Below are 15,211 nucleotides of genomic sequence, written 5' to 3'. Positions count from 1 at the left end.
AAATGAAGATACTCGTTACGGGTGGACTTGGATTTATAGGTTCGCATACAGTTGTAGAATTACAAAATAAAGGTTTTGAGGTCGTCATCATTGACGACCTTTCCAATTCGTCCCAAGAGGTATTGGGGCGCATTACCTCCATTACCGGCAAAGAGCCCGTTTTTGAAAAAATGGATCTTAGGGAAAAAGGAAAAGTGACCGATTTTTTTAAAAGACACCAGGATGTTCAGGGGGTGATCCATTTCGCAGCCTCAAAAGCGGTGGGCGAAAGTGTGGACATGCCTTTGCACTATTACGAGAACAATATCAACACCTTGGTATATATCCTTCAAGAGCTGACCCAAAAGGAGAAAGTTGGATTTATTTTTAGCTCTTCCTGCACGGTTTACGGACAGGCAGACACCATGCCCATCACGGAAGACGCGCCGGTAAAACCGGCTGAATCCCCTTATGGGAATACCAAACAAATAGGAGAGGAGATTATCAGGGATACCTGTAAGGTGACCTCTGGTCTTAATGCCATTTCGTTGCGGTATTTTAATCCTATGGGCGCCCACCCTTCTGCCGCCATTGGGGAATTGCCTATTGGAGTGCCACAAAATTTGGTGCCCTTTATCACCCAGACCGGGGTAGGATTGCGAGAGCAGTTATCGGTCTTTGGGGATGATTACCCAACCTCTGATGGTACCTGTATAAGGGATTATATCCATGTGGTGGATCTTGCCAAGGCACATGTAGTGGCATTGGAAAGGCTTCTAGAAGGAAAAAACAAGGAGAACTATGAGGTCTTTAATGTGGGGACCGGAACGGGAAGTACCGTTTTGGAGGTCATCAAAAGTTTTGAAAAAGTATCCGGGAAAAAGTTGAACTACAAAATTGTTGACCGTAGGGCCGGTGATATTACCACAGCCTATGCGGATACCACCAGAGCCAATAACATACTTGGATGGAAAGCTGAATCCACATTGGATGAAGCCATGAAATCTGCCTGGGATTGGGAATTGAAAGTTAGAAATAAATAGTATTATATTATGAAAAAGATACTCCTATCCGTTTTGGCATTATTGCCTTTTTTGGTCACCGCCCAGGACACCTATTTGCACTGTGGTAAAGTGGTGGACGTGAAATCGGGCAAGGTCTTGACCGAAAAAACCATCATAGTTTCCGGAGATAAGATCAAGGAAATTAAAAACGGTTATGTATCCGGAGGGGAAAAGGATAAGAGTATCGACCTAAAAAATAAAACGGTCCTCCCTGGATTGATCGATATGCACGTGCATATTGAAAGCGAATCCAACCCCAAGACATACATCAATAGGTATGTGCAAAATGAGGCTGATATCGCCTTTGAATCAACTGTATATGCCAAGAATACCCTAATGGCAGGTTTTACCACTGTTAGGGATTTAGGGGGCAGTGGGGTAAACATATCCCTGCGAAATGCCATCAATAAAGGATTGGTGGATGGCCCACGAATATTTACGGCCGGGAAATCTATTGCCACCACAGGGGGTCATGCAGATCCTACCAACGGCATGAAAAGTGACCTTATGGGAGATCCAGGACCAAAAGAAGGGGTTGTGAATTCTCCTGAAGATGGTAAAAAAGCCGTAAGACAGCGCTATAAGGATGGTGCCGACGTTATTAAGATTACCGCAACGGGAGGCGTACTGAGTGTCGCAAAAAGCGGGAGTAACCCACAGTTTACCGTAGAAGAGATAAAGGCCATTACCGAAACCGCCAAAGATTATGGAATGCTTACCGCAGCCCACGCCCATGGAGACGAGGGGATGCAAAGAGCTATCTTGGGAGGCGTAAAAACCATTGAACATGGGACCTTTATGAGTGATGCTACCATGGACATGATGGTAAAATACAACAGCTATCTGGTGCCTACCATTATAGCCGGGAAACAGGTAGTGGAGAAAGCGGCAATCCCAGGTTATTTTCCAGAAGTGGTGGCCCAAAAGGCAAGAGAAGTAGGACCCTTGGTGGCGGACATGTTCAAAAGGGCCTATAAAAAAGGTGTGCCTATTGCATTTGGTACGGACGCCGGAGTATTTACACATGGCCTTAATGCCAGGGAGTTTGGGTATATGGTAGAAGGAGGAATGCCAGTTATGGAAGCCTTGGCGTCTGCTACCGTGACCAATGCCGATCTATTGGGGATGGGCGAGAGTCTTGGACAGTTAAAAGCAGGGTATTTGGCAGATATCGTGGCGGTTGATGAGGATCCCGTGGATAATGTGGCAACCTTGGAAAAAGTGACCTTTGTTATGAAAAATGGCACTGTTTATAAAAACGAGTAAACCAAAACTTGGGATTATCCGTAGATAGCATATGGTAGTAAATTTTCCCAATAGCGCAAAATTGCTGGAGACAGCAGAGGCAGAAAACCTATATGGCAAATTGGTGGCCCAATTGATCAAAGACTTCGGCTTGGCCAATATATTCATAGAACTAGAGGAGGGTATTGCCCCTGAAGATCTAAAAAAGGTCATCCACGAAAAAATCTACGTGCTTATCATGGAGAAATTCGCGGACTACCTCAATCTGCTTTATATTATTGACGTGCCCGAAAATACGGTGAAGGCCATCACCGCGGTAGATGTGGTTGAAGTTGCCGATGAGGTCACTTTCCTTATCCTAAAAAGGGAATGGCAAAAAGTCTGGTTCAAGGCAAAATACAATTAGAAATAGACTCTCACAAAGGGCATAAACGGGTCCGCATAAATACTCTTTTCATCATCGTAAAGCAGGTCGTATCTTATTCCAAAGGTCACGTTGCGGTTGCTGTAGCCTACGCCTATAAATAGGGCAGGAGACCAGTAGTTATCCTCAATATTGGCGCCTTCAAATTCATAATCCCTGTTCACCCGTAACTGTTCCAGTTCTGCCGATAATTGAATGGGCCGTATAGGATTGAAAAGTGTAAGAAGACTGCCACCATAAGCCATGAGTCTGGATTCCTGGAACTTAGAGTAATTAAAATTGAGCCCTAACCCGAAGGCAATCTGTTCATTGGCCTGGTATATGGCACTTGGTGAAAGAGCGGCGTTAAAGGTGTCCCTGCCAAAACCGAGACCGATGCCACCTCCGTAGCGTACGTTGTTCCAAAAATCCCCTGAATTTCCATAGTCCTGAGCTGTAGCTAAAAAACTGCTGAGCGTGAAAAATAACATCAAAACAATTTTTTTTGGGAGGAAATGCTGCCTTTTCATAATAATCGTTAATTTTTACAATATTCACCCCTAAGGTAAGCTTGGAAATGTTAATTGTTGTATTTTTGATTAAATTTTGTTCAAAAGACAGAGATAACCGTTCATGGATAAATATTCTTTTTTAAATGCTGCGCATACTTCCTTTTTCGCAGAACTATATGACAAGTATTTAACGAATCCCGATAGCGTTGAGCCAAGTTGGCGTGCGTTTTTCCAAGGTTTTGACTTTGGGCAGGAGAGTGCGTGGGATGAAATGGATCTGCCAGCTTCAACTGCTGGTGCGACCATGCCCCAGGGGCAGCAAGTGGAAATTCCGCAAACTCTTCAGAAGGAATTCCAGGTCGTAAAACTTATTGATGGGTACCGCAGTAGAGGGCACCTGTTTACAAAAACCAATCCCGTTAGGGAAAGGCGTAAGTATACCCCCACCCTGGACATAGAAAACTTTGGCCTGGAACAAGGGGATATGGATACCGTTTTTACAGCGGGACAAATCATTGGGATAGGCACTAGCACCTTAAGGGAGATCATTAACCACTTACAGAGCATCTATTGTGACGCCATAGGGGTAGAGTACATGTACATCAGAACCCCTGAACGTATTGAATGGATTCAAAATAGGTTGAACATAAACGACAACCATCCCAATTACAGTAACGACCGTAAAAAGCATCTTCTAAAAAAATTAAATGAGGCTGTTTCTTTTGAAAGCTTCCTGCATACCAAATATGTGGGGCAGAAAAGATTTTCTTTGGAAGGGAACGAGTCTTTGATCCCAGCTTTGGACGCCGTTGTGGAAAGGGCCGCCGAAATGGGTGTGGAGCAGTTCGTGATGGGAATGGCCCATAGGGGTAGGTTGAGCGTGCTTACCAATATTTTCGGAAAATCCCCTAAGGATATTTTTGGGGAATTTGATGGGAAGGATTATGAGCAGGATATTTTTGATGGAGACGTAAAGTACCATTTGGGATGGACCTCCGATAGGATGTCCGACAATGGAAATAAAATAAAAATGAACATAGCACCCAACCCGTCCCACCTGGAAACGGTAGGTGCGGTTGTGGAAGGAATCACAAGGGCCAAGCAAGATGAGTATTACCCTGACGATTTTTCTAAAGTATTGCCGATTATTGTCCATGGTGATGCAGCCATAGCCGGTCAAGGCTTGGTGTACGAAGTGGTGCAAATGGCAGATTTGGACGGGTACAAAACAAATGGTACCATCCATATTGTAGTGAACAACCAAATAGGATTTACTACCAATTATCTGGATGCCAGAACCTCTACCTATTGTACCGATGTGGCAAAGGTGACGTTGAGTCCGGTATTGCACGTCAATGCAGATGATCCAGAGGCAGTGGTACACGCTTCCCTGTTTGCCCTGGAATATAGGATGACCTTTAAAAGGGATGTCTTCTTGGACTTATTGGGATATAGAAAGTACGGGCATAATGAAGGTGATGAGCCTAGATTTACCCAGCCTAAACTGTACAAGGCTATTGCCAGTCATCAGAATGCGAGAGATCTTTACGCGGCGAAATTAATTGCAGAAGGCGTTATCGACGAAAATTTTGTACCTAAATTGGAAGAGGAATACAAGGCTTCCTTGGAAGAGGATCTGGAAGATTCCAGAAAATTGGATAAAACCATCATTACGCCATTTATGGCAGATGAATGGAGTGGTTTTGAAGCGGTGCAGGAAGAGGAGATGATGAAGCCGGTGGACACCACTTTCGATAAAAAGAAATTGACAGAGATTGCCAAGATCATCACAGAATTGCCCAAGGGGAAAAAGTTCTTGCGCAAGGTGGTGAAGTTGATCGAGGACCGAAGGAAAATGTTCTTTGAAACGGACACTTTGGATTGGGCCATGGGAGAACTTTTGGCCTATGGCACATTGTTGCATGAAGGTTACGGAGTGCGTATGTCCGGTCAGGATGTAGAGCGCGGAACGTTTTCACACCGTCATGCCGTAGTAAAAGTAGAAGAAAGTGAAGAGGAGATCATGCAATTGAACATGCTTTCCGAAGATCAGGGAAGATTTCAAATCTACAATTCCCTATTATCAGAATACGGGGTAGTGGGCTTTGATTATGGTTATGCCATGGCCAGTCCCAATACCTTGACGATCTGGGAGGCACAATTTGGGGATTTCAGTAATGGGGCCCAAATCATGATCGATCAATATATTTCTGCAGCTGAGGATAAATGGAAGCTTCAAAACGGTTTGGTGATGTTGTTGCCACACGGTTATGAAGGACAAGGAGCAGAGCATTCATCGGCAAGGATGGAAAGATACCTGCAATTGTGTGCCAAGGATAATATGTACATTGCAGATTGTACCACCCCTGCAAACATGTTCCATTTGTTGCGAAGACAGATGAAATCCAATTTTAGAAAACCTTTGATCGTGTTTACCCCGAAAAGTCTATTGCGTCATCCAAAAGCAGTTTCCACTGCAGATGAGATGGCCAATGGTAAATTCCAGGAGGTGATAGACGATGTAACGGCAGATGTTAAAAAGATAAAAAGTTTGGTATTTTGTACCGGGAAGTTCTATTATGATCTGTTGGCGGTAAAAGAGGAAAACAATAGGGATGATGTTGCCCTGGTAAGGGTAGAGCAATTGTTCCCATTACCTGCGGCCCAAATGAAGGATATCATTGCAAAATATAAAAATGCGGATGACATCGTATGGGCACAGGAAGAGCCACGTAACATGGGCGCTTGGAGCCACTTGTTGATGCACTTCAGTGATGTAAGCAAATTCAGGGTAGCCTCAAGAAGATTCTATGCTTCCCCAGCTGCCGGTAGCGCTGTACGTTCCAAAAGACGTCACCAAGAAGTCATTACCTATGTTTTTGATAAGACAAAGGACAACATGGTAAGAGAAAATATAAAATAATAACGCATCTATTAAAATTATAAAATAATGATTTTAGAAATGAAAGTTCCCTCTCCTGGGGAATCTATTACCGAGGTAGAAATAGCAGAATGGTTGGTAAAGGATGGTGATTATGTGGAAAAGGACCAGGCCATTGCCGAGGTTGATTCCGATAAGGCCACATTGGAACTGCCTGCGGAAGATAGTGGAATTATAACTTTAAAGGCTGAGGTCGGTGATGCGGTTGCAGTAGGAGAAGTAGTTTGCTTGATCGATACAAGTGCCAAAAAACCGGCCGGTGGAGATAAGGAAGCTAGTGCCAAAGCTGAAAAGGAAGAGGTAAAGGAAGAGCCTAAAAAGGCTGAAAAACCGGCAGAACCTGCAAAAGCAAAAGAGACGTACGCATCAGGGACAGCTTCCCCGGCAGCTAAGAAAATATTAGAGGAAAAGAATATGGATGCCTCTTCCATCAAAGGCACCGGTAGGGATGGTAGGATCACCAAGGATGATGCAGTCAATGCAGTTCCATCCATGGGTACCCCTAAAGGCGGTAAGAGAGGTGAGACAAGAACAAAATTATCCATGTTGCGCCGTAAGGTAGCGGAACGTTTGGTGATGGTGAAAAACGAAACGGCCATGTTGACCACTTTTAACGAAGTGGATATGTCGCCTATTTTTGAACTTCGCAACCAGTACAAAGATCAGTTTAAGGACAAGCACGGAGTAGGTCTAGGTTTTATGTCGTTCTTCACTAAAGCAGTGATCAGGGCATTAGAAATGTACCCTTCTGTAAATTCCATGATAGATGGAAAAGAAATGATCTCCTTTGATTTTTGTGATATCAGTATCGCGGTTTCCGGGCCCAAAGGGTTAATGGTACCTGTTATCAGAAATGCAGAGAACCTATCTTTTAGAGGGGTAGAGGCCGAAGTAAAAAGATTGGCATTAAGAGCTCGTGAGGGTGAGATTACCGTGGATGAGATGACGGGGGGAACCTTTACCATTACCAATGGTGGGGTTTTTGGTTCTATGTTGTCCACTCCAATTATCAATCCACCACAAAGTGCTATTTTGGGTATGCATAATATAGTGGAAAGACCAATTGCCAAAGATGGTAAGGTGGTTATAGCTCCTATTATGTATGTGGCCCTATCCTATGACCATAGAATAATTGACGGGAAGGAATCTGTAGGGTTCTTGGTAGCGGTTAAAGAGGCATTGGAGAGTCCGGTAGAATTGTTGATGGATAATGATGTAAATAAAGGTTTGGAGCTATAAACCTCAAATTAGATATAAAAAAAGCCCGAAGTCTACTTCGGGCTTTTTTGTTTTAGATAGATGCACTTTTTGTCGTAATCTATAATGGCTTTCCCCTTCTTTAGGACGTCGGCCCCAACCACCCCATCAACAGGTTGTGCATTGTGGGATATCAAAGCTTCGTTCACGTGGACCAAATCAAAAAGGACGAGCTTCACCTTCTCTTGGGACCATTGCCCAATTTCAATAGTGTTCTTGGTGGAAATTTGGGTCTCCATATTGGTGGCTCCAGCCCCTGCGGCCTTAATTTTGGAGTTCTTGGAAACCAGTTCAAAATATTCAATTTTATCAAGTCCGACGCAAGTATTGGAAGCGCCTGTATCCAAAATAAATCTACCGGTGATGCCATTGATCTTGGCAATGATCTCAAAGTGGTCTGTTGCAGTTAGATCTAACGGCACCTGAATATAGTTTTTGCCTTTTAAAAACTTTTTGAGGCTTTTCATTTATTTTTTTGGCAAAGATAAGGCTATTTTTGCGGCATGATACTTACAGATACACATACACATTTATATAGTGAGGCTTTTGATGAGGATAGGGAGAAGGTCATAAAAAATGCCATGGATCTAGGGGTAAAACGATTTTTTATCCCGGCCATAGATTCTTCATATACGGCCTCCATGTTGGCGTTGGAAAAAGCGTATCCGGACAATATCTATCTTATGACGGGCCTACATCCCACCCATGTAAAGGAAAACTTTAATGAAGAATTGGAGCATGTGGAGGAGATGTTGTCCACCCACAAGTTTTATGCGGTAGGGGAAATCGGAATCGACCTTTATTGGGATAAAACCTTTTTGAAGGAGCAACAGGAAGCCTTTAAATTTCAGATCCAACTGGCAAAAAAACACAAATTGCCCATTGTCATCCACTGTAGGGATGCCTTTGATGAGATTTTTGAGGTGTTGGAAGGCGAGAGAGGGGATGATCTTTTTGGTATCTTCCACTGTTTTGCCGGCGATTACCAACAGGCGCAAAGAGCTATTGGATTTAATATGAAATTGGGAATTGGGGGCGTGGTGACCTTTAAAAATGGGAAAATAGACATCTTCTTGGACCAGATAGACCCCAAACACATTGTTTTGGAGACGGACTCACCTTATTTGGCGCCCGTTCCCTATCGTGGGAAAAGAAATGAGAGTGCGTACCTTATCAACGTAGTGGAAAAGCTTTCGGGAATCTATAAAAGAAGTGAAGAAGAAATTGCCGAAATTACAACGGCCAACTCCAAAGCTATTTTTGGGATATAATAAGAAGTAAGGAAATGGAAGATAAAACCAAGATCATGTTGATCTACACCGGAGGTACCATTGGTATGGTCAAAGACTATAGCACTGGCGCCCTGAAGGCCTTCAATTTTAAAAAATTGGAAAAGCATATCCCGGAATTGAGTCAGTTGGATTGTAGCATTGATAGCGTCTCCTTTGACACCCCGATAGATTCATCAAACATGAATATCACACATTGGGTTTCCATAGCAACAATTATAGAAGAGCATTATGCAAATTATGACGGCTTTGTAGTTTTACATGGAAGTGACACTATGAGCTACACCTCCTCGGCACTTAGCTATATGTTGGAGCATTTGGCCAAGCCTGTGATTTTCACCGGATCCCAATTGCCCATTGGGGATTTGCGGACAGATGCCAAAGAGAATTTGATCACCTCCATTCAAATTGCGGCCTTGCAAAATGGTTCTGGACCCGTGATCAAAGAAGTTTGTCTTTATTTTGAATATAAGTTATACAGGGCCAATAGGACCACCAAGTTCAATGCGGAGCATTTTGAGGCATTTGGATCCTTGAATTATCCCGAACTGGCGGAATCTGGAGTGCATTTAAAGGTTCACTATGACCATTTATGGGTGGGAAATAGAAATAAAAAGTTCATTGTCCATAAAAAAATGGACGATAATGTGGCTATCTTAAAACTTTTTCCAGGGTTAAACAGATCCGTTTTGCAAAGTATTTTGAAAATTCCAGGGCTAAAAGCATTGGTTTTGGAAACATATGGAGCAGGAAATGCCCCAACAGATGAGTGGTTGCTGCAAGATTTAAAGGATGCAATTGATGGCGGTCTGCATATTGTAAACGTTACCCAATGCTCGGGAGGAAGTGTAATTATGGGTCAATATGAAACCAGTGAACATTTGCAAAAACTGCAACTTATTAATGGTAAGGATATTACAACGGAGGCGGCCATTACCAAACTGATGTATCTCCTGGGGAGCAATGTTTCCGCTAAGTTGTTCAAAACCATATTTGAAACTTCGCTGAGAGGGGAAATGCAATAAATTAACTGATTTAATTTCTTTTACTAATTATTTTTTTGTTATTTGGCCTCCCTAAAACAAAGGAATAGAGAGGTGGCCGAGTGGTCGAAGGCGCACGCCTGGAAAGTGTGTATACCCCAAAAGGGTATCGAGGGTTCGAATCCCTTCCTCTCTGCTTTTAAGTTTTAATTTTTTAATCACAAATTTTTTTTATCTTTAACCCTATTAACTAACTAATTTTAAGTTTCAAAGAAATGAAAAGATTATTCTCTATCCTGGCCATGGCCGGGTTGTTTGTACTAAGCACAAATACCGTAAATGCAAAAGCTGGAGCAACAGCGTTGGTTTCAAACCTATCGTCAATTGCTACAACAGCAGTAATGTTACAAGATGAAGCTCCTGCAGAAGTAGAAAAAGGCTTTACTCAAGTATTGAAAGAACAGTTTATTCAAGGTGGTGCCGGATTTATGGGTATCGTTCTTTTATGTTTGATTTTAGGTTTGGCAGTAGCTATTGAAAGAATTATTTTCTTAAATCTTGCTAGCACCAACACAACAAAACTTAAGCAAAGCGTAGAAGATGCTTTAGCTTCCGGTGGTGTTGAAGCTGCTAAGGAAGTTTGTAGAAATACCAAAGGACCGGTTGCTTCTATATTCTACCAAGGATTGGACAGAGCTGGAGAGGGTGTAGAGTCTGCTGAAAAAGCTGTAGTTGCTTACGGTGGTGTTCAAATGGGCCAATTAGAGAAAAACGTTTCTTGGTTGTCTTTATTTATCGCTGTTGCACCGATGCTTGGTTTCATGGGAACTGTAATTGGTATGATTCAGGCCTTCCAAAAGATTGCTGCAGTAGGTAACTTAAGTGCTTCCCTTATTGCTGGTGATATTCAGGTGGCGTTATTGACAACGGTATTTGGTTTGATCACTGCGATCATCCTTCAAATCTTCTATAACTACATCATCGCTAAGATCGATGGTATTGTTAATGATATGGAAGATTCATCAATCGCTTTGATTGATATGTTGGTAGATCACAAAAAATAAGTCGCACCCCTAATACAGAAAGCGTTATGCACAAAATATTAAAATATATATTGGTTGCCCTAAGCTTAATTGGTGCCTTGTTATGGTTCCAGTTGCCTAGTGCAGATATGCCGGCTTCAGAGGCGGTAAATAGTACGCCTATGAACTTGATGTTCATAATTACTTACATCCTATTGGGGATAGCAATTGTTTTTAGTGTTGTTTTTGCACTTAAAAACTTGTTGACTACTCCTGATAATATGAAGAAAGCGTTGTTCGCCCTAGGTGGTTTATTATTGGTAGTTGCTGTTTCTTACGGATTGGCAACAGGTACCGATGTAGATCTTACCGAAATGGCCAACAAAGGTATTCCAACAACGGAAGGTACAGTTAGAACAATAGGTATGGGATTGAATGTGTTTTTCATCCTGACCGCTGTAGCTGTTCTCTTGATGATCGTTCCTGGAATCAAAAAAATGTTTAGTAAATAAAATTATATAGTTATGCCAAGAAGAGGAGCACCACCAGAGGTTAATGCCGGTTCTATGGCAGACATTGCGTTCTTGTTACTTATCTTTTTCCTAGTGACTACCACTATTGAAACAGATGCAGGTTTGGATCGTATGTTGCCACCGATAGAGCCGCCTACAGAAGAACCGCCGATTATTAAGGAAAGGAATATCTTTACGGTTAACATCAACAGAAATGGCCAGTTATTGGTTGAGAATGAATTGACCAATATTAAGGACCTTAGAAAGAAAGCCGTAGCTTTCTTGGATAACGGAGGCGCTGCTTCTGGTACACCTGAATACTGTAGCTACTGTAAAGGGAAAAGAGATGCCGCTTCTTCTGATAATCCTACTAAGGCTATTATTTCTTTAAAGAATGATAGGGAAACCAAGTACGGAACGTACATTACTGTACAGAACGAATTGGTAGGAGCATATAATGACTTGCGTAATAGAGAAGCGCAGAGATTGTATAAGAGGGATTTCACAGAAATGGAAGCCTTGTATCTAAACCCAGAGACACCATCCGCTGTGCGTGATGAGTTAAAGGAGAGGGTAGCAAAAATCCAGGATCTGTTTCCACAGAAATTATCTGAGGCGGAAACTGCGACGTCTAACTAAAGAGAACTAAAACAATATAAAATGTCAAAATTCAATAAGAAAAAGGATGCTGCTTTACCAGCAGTGAACACAGCTTCACTTCCGGATATTGTTTTCATGTTGTTGTTCTTCTTTATGACGGTGACCGTTATGAAAGATAGTACATTGAAAGTGGAGAATACATTGCCAAATGCTTCTGAGATCAAGAAATTGGAGAAGAAGGATAGGGTAATCTATATCTATGTTGGGAAACCAACCCGTGAGTACGAAAAAGTTTATGGGAAAGAATCAAAGATTCAATTGAACGATAAATTTGCCAGTGCTTCGGAAGTTGGGGATTATATTTTAGCTGAAAGGGCCAAAAAGCCTCAAGAATTGCAAAATGTACTTACCACTGCACTTAAAGTGGACAAAAATGCCAATATGGGTATCATATCCGATATCAAATTAGAATTAAGAAAAGTGAATGCCCTGAAAGTGAACTACACCACATTTGAGGGTGATGCTTTCAGAAATTTACAGTAAGCTTAAAAATTATTAGTTTATAGATCAAAGCGCTCCAAAGTAAATTTGGAGCGTTTTTTTTATATCTTATCTTACTTTTACAAGGTTCATATGATGAAGTATGTAATGTTATTTCTGATGGGTACTATCGCGGTCCAGGGTTGGTCCCAAGAGCCTCCTGCGAGCGCTCCGGTGGACGAAAATTACCTGGAGGATCAGTTTTATCTGGGTGTTACGTACAATTTGTTGCTCAATAAGCCAACGGACATAACACAAAGGAATCTTTCCTATGGGATCATGGGAGGGATTATCAAAGATATTCCCTTGAATGACGACCGAAACTTTGGTCTTGGAATTGGAGTGGGCTATGCCCTCAATTCATATTATACCAATCTTTTTGCAGCAGAGGTCAATGGAGAAATATCATATTCTGGCCTTACTTCCAGTGATGATTTTAAACGGAGCAAGTTAGAGACCCACGTTATCGAATTTCCACTTGAAATAAGATGGAGAAACTCCAATGCAACAGATTATAAATTTTGGCGTGTTTACGCCGGGGGGAAACTGGGATATATATTTGAAGGCAGGTCTAAGTTTGTTGACGATACGGGGAAGACCGGATTTTCCAATCCCGACATCAAAAAGCTGCAATATGGCCTAATGTTCAATGTTGGCTATAACACATGGAACATACATATTTATTATGCCCTCAGTAGACTATTGGAAGATGGTGTTGTTCTGGATACCATGGAGCCTATAGAGGTGAAACCTCTTCGGATAGGAATCATTTTTTATATTTTATAACCAGAATTTCAAGGTCATTAATTGGGTAATAGTCCCGATTAAAAATCCGACAAATAATTCTGACCGGCTATGCGCCCTTAAGTACAGTCTTGAGGTGGCCACTAGTCCCGTCGCCAAAGTCAAGGCGCTTATGGCTATCACCACGTTTATCTCAAAATGAATGCTAAGGCTTATGAGGTACATCAATAAGCTGCCCATTCCCATTAGGTGCACACTGCTCTTAAATTTGAAGAACAATAGCAAAAGGCAGGACAAGGCTGCCGTTATAAGCCCAAAAAAGAAGTAAAAGAGCTCACTGGAGTAATTATTGGGGATTACCTTGTATACTATCATCAAAAGCAAGGATATGCTTATATAGAGCGTGTATTTGCGTTCCTGGATGGTGGGCATAAAAACGGAGGTGACCATTCCTAGATTCCTCAAAATGAAATAGCAAATGATGGGGATGATTACCGTAAGAATAAAAATGGGAAGGATATTCCCACTCTGCATTTCCAAGGGGGTGTATTTGGGGGTGATAATGAAGTACATCAATGTGCCTCCAATAGGAATAAATAAAGGATGGAACAAATACGAGATTAGCTGATAAAAGGCCCTCATTATATTTCCTTTCTCATCCTTGCTACCGGGATGCCCAATTGTTCCCTGTATTTGGCTACGGTCCTCCTGGCGATAGGGTACCCCTTATCCTTTAGAATGGCCGCTAATTTGTCATCGGTCAAAGGTTTCCTCTTTGTTTCCTCCCCAATAACGGTTTCCAAGATTTTTTTGATTTCCTTGGTAGAGACATCTTCCCCTTGTTCATTTTTCATGGATTCTGAAAAATAATCCTTGATCAACCTAGTTCCATATGGGGTGTCCACATACTTGCTATTGGCAACCCTGGAGACTGTTGAGACATCCATTCCTATCTCATCGGCAATATCTTTAAGGATCATTGGGCGCAACTTGCGTTCGTCTCCTGTAAGGAAAAATTCCTTTTGATAGTTCATGATGGAATTCATCGTCACATAAAGTGTTTGCTGCCTTTGTTTAATAGCATCTATAAACCATTTGGCGGCATCCAACTTCTGTTTGATGAACATGACAGTATCCTTTTGTGACTTGGATTTGTCCTTGGCGTTCTTGTAGCCTTCGAGCATATTATTGTATTCCCTGGACACGTGTAGTTCGGGGGCGTTCCTGCCATTTAGGGTAAGTTCCAGTTCGCCATCTACTATTCTTATGGAAAAATCGGGAACAATATGTTCTATCATTCTGGTATTTCCAGAATAGGAACCGCCCGGTTTTGGATTTAAGCGTTCAATTTCTGTAATGGCTTCCTTTAAGGTCTCTTCAGAGACATTGTGCTTTTGTATAAGTTTGGCGTAGTGCTTTTTGGTGAACTGCTCAAAAGATTTTTCCAAAATGGCAATGGCCAGTTCTGTATTGGGAGTAGGATCTTTTCTTTTTAATTGAATGATAAGGCACTCCTCCAAACTGGTGGCTCCAACTCCTGGAGGATCCAATTCTTGCACGATCCTCAATATTTTTTCTACCGTTTTTTCGTCGGTATATATGTTTTGTGTAAAGGCAAGGTCGTCCGTAATATCTGAAATGCTCCTGCGGATATACCCGCTTTCATCTACACTTCCTACCAGGAATTCTGCAATGGCCCACTCGTCATCACTTAGGTAAACCGTGTTCAGCTGATTTATGAGGTACTGGGTAAAGGAAATGCCAGCAGCATAGGGAATGGTGCGTTCCTCATCATCTGAGCTGTAGTTGTTTGCCTGCGTCCGATAATCGGGCACTTCGTCATCACTCAAATACTCATCAATATTAATATCCTCAGCAGCTATGTTTTCACTGTCGGACTCATCCTCATAGATGTCATCATATTCATCCTCCTGATTTTCAATTTCCTCCTTTCCCGTTTCCAAGGCCGGATTTTCCTCCAGCTCCTGTTTCAAACGTTGTTCAAAGGCAAGCGTAGGGAGTTGAATTAACTTCATCAGCTGAATTTGCTGTGGAGATAATTTTTGTGATAACTTAAACTGTAAGTGTTGCTTTAGCATATTTGGGTTGCAGGCTTTCTT

16 protein-coding genes and 1 tRNA gene are annotated in these 15,211 nt (G+C 42.0%); 13 read left to right on the top strand and 4 right to left on the bottom strand.

All coding sequences use genetic code 11. The features are described from left to right. The first annotated feature begins 2 nt into the window (after nucleotides 1-2). From galE to ABXZ32_RS10210, 3 genes are read left to right on the top strand one after another with little or no spacing between them, the layout of a single operon-like run. Complete coding sequence (gene galE / locus ABXZ32_RS10220) at nucleotides 3-1,022, top strand: UDP-glucose 4-epimerase GalE (RefSeq protein WP_354618576.1); 1,020 nt, start codon at nucleotides 3-5, stop codon at nucleotides 1,020-1,022. Nucleotides 1,023-1,031: 9 nt separating this feature from the next. Beyond that, nucleotides 1,032-2,309 carry a metal-dependent hydrolase family protein gene (locus tag ABXZ32_RS10215; RefSeq protein ID WP_354618575.1) on the top strand — a complete coding sequence of 426 codons (1,278 nt, stop codon included), beginning with the start codon at nucleotides 1,032-1,034 and terminating at the stop codon, nucleotides 2,307-2,309. Between the two features lie 31 nt (nucleotides 2,310-2,340). Continuing rightward, nucleotides 2,341-2,694, top strand: coding sequence for a hypothetical protein (locus ABXZ32_RS10210; RefSeq protein WP_354618574.1), 354 nt, complete (start codon nucleotides 2,341-2,343; stop codon nucleotides 2,692-2,694). On the opposite strand, the gene ABXZ32_RS10205 is transcribed toward ABXZ32_RS10210, so the two are convergent. Next, entirely contained in the window at nucleotides 2,691-3,182 is a 492-nt protein-coding gene (locus tag ABXZ32_RS10205; protein WP_354618573.1) for an alpha-ketoglutarate decarboxylase, read from the bottom strand. The genes ABXZ32_RS10210 and ABXZ32_RS10205 overlap by 4 nt on opposite strands. A gap of 142 nt (nucleotides 3,183-3,324) precedes the next feature. On the opposite strand from ABXZ32_RS10205, the gene ABXZ32_RS10200 reads away from it, so the two are divergent. Together ABXZ32_RS10200 and odhB are read left to right on the top strand one after the other, a co-directional pair. Continuing rightward, the gene (locus ABXZ32_RS10200; RefSeq protein ID WP_354618572.1) at nucleotides 3,325-6,126 is read left to right on the top strand and encodes a 2-oxoglutarate dehydrogenase E1 component; all 2,802 of its coding nucleotides are present in this window, start codon (nucleotides 3,325-3,327) and stop codon (nucleotides 6,124-6,126) included. Between the two features lie 27 nt (nucleotides 6,127-6,153). Then, nucleotides 6,154-7,383, top strand: coding sequence for a 2-oxoglutarate dehydrogenase complex dihydrolipoyllysine-residue succinyltransferase (odhB, locus tag ABXZ32_RS10195; RefSeq protein WP_354618571.1), 1,230 nt, complete (start codon nucleotides 6,154-6,156; stop codon nucleotides 7,381-7,383). A gap of 32 nt (nucleotides 7,384-7,415) precedes the next feature. Here the strand turns inward: odhB and ABXZ32_RS10190 are convergent, their stop codons facing one another. Continuing rightward, nucleotides 7,416-7,868, bottom strand: coding sequence for a retropepsin-like aspartic protease family protein (locus tag ABXZ32_RS10190; RefSeq protein ID WP_354618570.1), 453 nt, complete (start codon nucleotides 7,866-7,868; stop codon nucleotides 7,416-7,418). Nucleotides 7,869-7,904: 36 nt separating this feature from the next. Here ABXZ32_RS10190 and ABXZ32_RS10185 point away from each other — a divergent pair, with 36 nt between their 5' ends. The 8 genes from ABXZ32_RS10185 (at nucleotide 7,905) to ABXZ32_RS10150 (ending at nucleotide 13,133) form a co-directional block, all read left to right on the top strand. Continuing rightward, complete coding sequence (locus ABXZ32_RS10185) at nucleotides 7,905-8,672, top strand: TatD family hydrolase (RefSeq protein ID WP_354618569.1); 768 nt, start codon at nucleotides 7,905-7,907, stop codon at nucleotides 8,670-8,672. 14 nt (nucleotides 8,673-8,686) lie between these two features. After that, nucleotides 8,687-9,715, top strand: a complete 1,029-nt coding sequence (locus tag ABXZ32_RS10180; RefSeq protein ID WP_354618568.1) for an asparaginase — start codon at nucleotides 8,687-8,689, stop codon at nucleotides 9,713-9,715. 66 nt (nucleotides 9,716-9,781) lie between these two features. Next, a tRNA-Ser gene (locus ABXZ32_RS10175) sits at nucleotides 9,782-9,869 on the top strand. Between the two features lie 79 nt (nucleotides 9,870-9,948). Further along, nucleotides 9,949-10,737, top strand: a complete 789-nt coding sequence (locus ABXZ32_RS10170; protein ID WP_062057988.1) for a MotA/TolQ/ExbB proton channel family protein — start codon at nucleotides 9,949-9,951, stop codon at nucleotides 10,735-10,737. 26 nt (nucleotides 10,738-10,763) lie between these two features. Next, complete coding sequence (locus tag ABXZ32_RS10165) at nucleotides 10,764-11,207, top strand: hypothetical protein (RefSeq protein WP_354618567.1); 444 nt, start codon at nucleotides 10,764-10,766, stop codon at nucleotides 11,205-11,207. Between the two features lie 12 nt (nucleotides 11,208-11,219). Further along, entirely contained in the window at nucleotides 11,220-11,846 is a 627-nt protein-coding gene (locus tag ABXZ32_RS10160; protein ID WP_354618566.1) for an ExbD/TolR family protein, read from the top strand. Between the two features lie 21 nt (nucleotides 11,847-11,867). Continuing rightward, on the top strand, nucleotides 11,868-12,350 hold the full coding sequence (locus ABXZ32_RS10155; RefSeq protein ID WP_354618565.1) for an ExbD/TolR family protein: 483 nt from the start codon (nucleotides 11,868-11,870) through the stop codon (nucleotides 12,348-12,350). A gap of 90 nt (nucleotides 12,351-12,440) precedes the next feature. Continuing rightward, nucleotides 12,441-13,133 carry a porin family protein gene (locus ABXZ32_RS10150; RefSeq protein WP_354618564.1) on the top strand — a complete coding sequence of 231 codons (693 nt, stop codon included), beginning with the start codon at nucleotides 12,441-12,443 and terminating at the stop codon, nucleotides 13,131-13,133. On the opposite strand, the gene ABXZ32_RS10145 is transcribed toward ABXZ32_RS10150, so the two are convergent. Together ABXZ32_RS10145 and rpoN are read right to left on the bottom strand one after the other, a co-directional pair. Continuing rightward, a complete protein-coding gene (locus tag ABXZ32_RS10145; protein ID WP_354618563.1) occupies nucleotides 13,128-13,733 on the bottom strand; it encodes a hypothetical protein in 606 nt (201 codons plus the stop codon). The two genes, ABXZ32_RS10150 and ABXZ32_RS10145, sit on opposite strands and share 6 nt — an antisense overlap. Beyond that, nucleotides 13,733-15,190: an RNA polymerase factor sigma-54 gene (gene rpoN, locus ABXZ32_RS10140; RefSeq protein WP_354618562.1), complete on the bottom strand. Its 1,458-nt coding sequence runs from the start codon at nucleotides 15,188-15,190 to the stop codon at nucleotides 13,733-13,735. The genes ABXZ32_RS10145 and rpoN overlap by 1 nt, the downstream gene beginning before the upstream one ends. Nucleotides 15,191-15,211 lie beyond the last annotated feature (21 nt).

Source organism: Sediminicola luteus (genome assembly GCF_040566555.1).
GTDB lineage: Bacteria > Bacteroidota > Bacteroidia > Flavobacteriales > Flavobacteriaceae > Sediminicola.
Note: the sequence above shows the minus strand (reverse complement) of the source record. Positions and strands in the feature narration are given on the sequence as shown.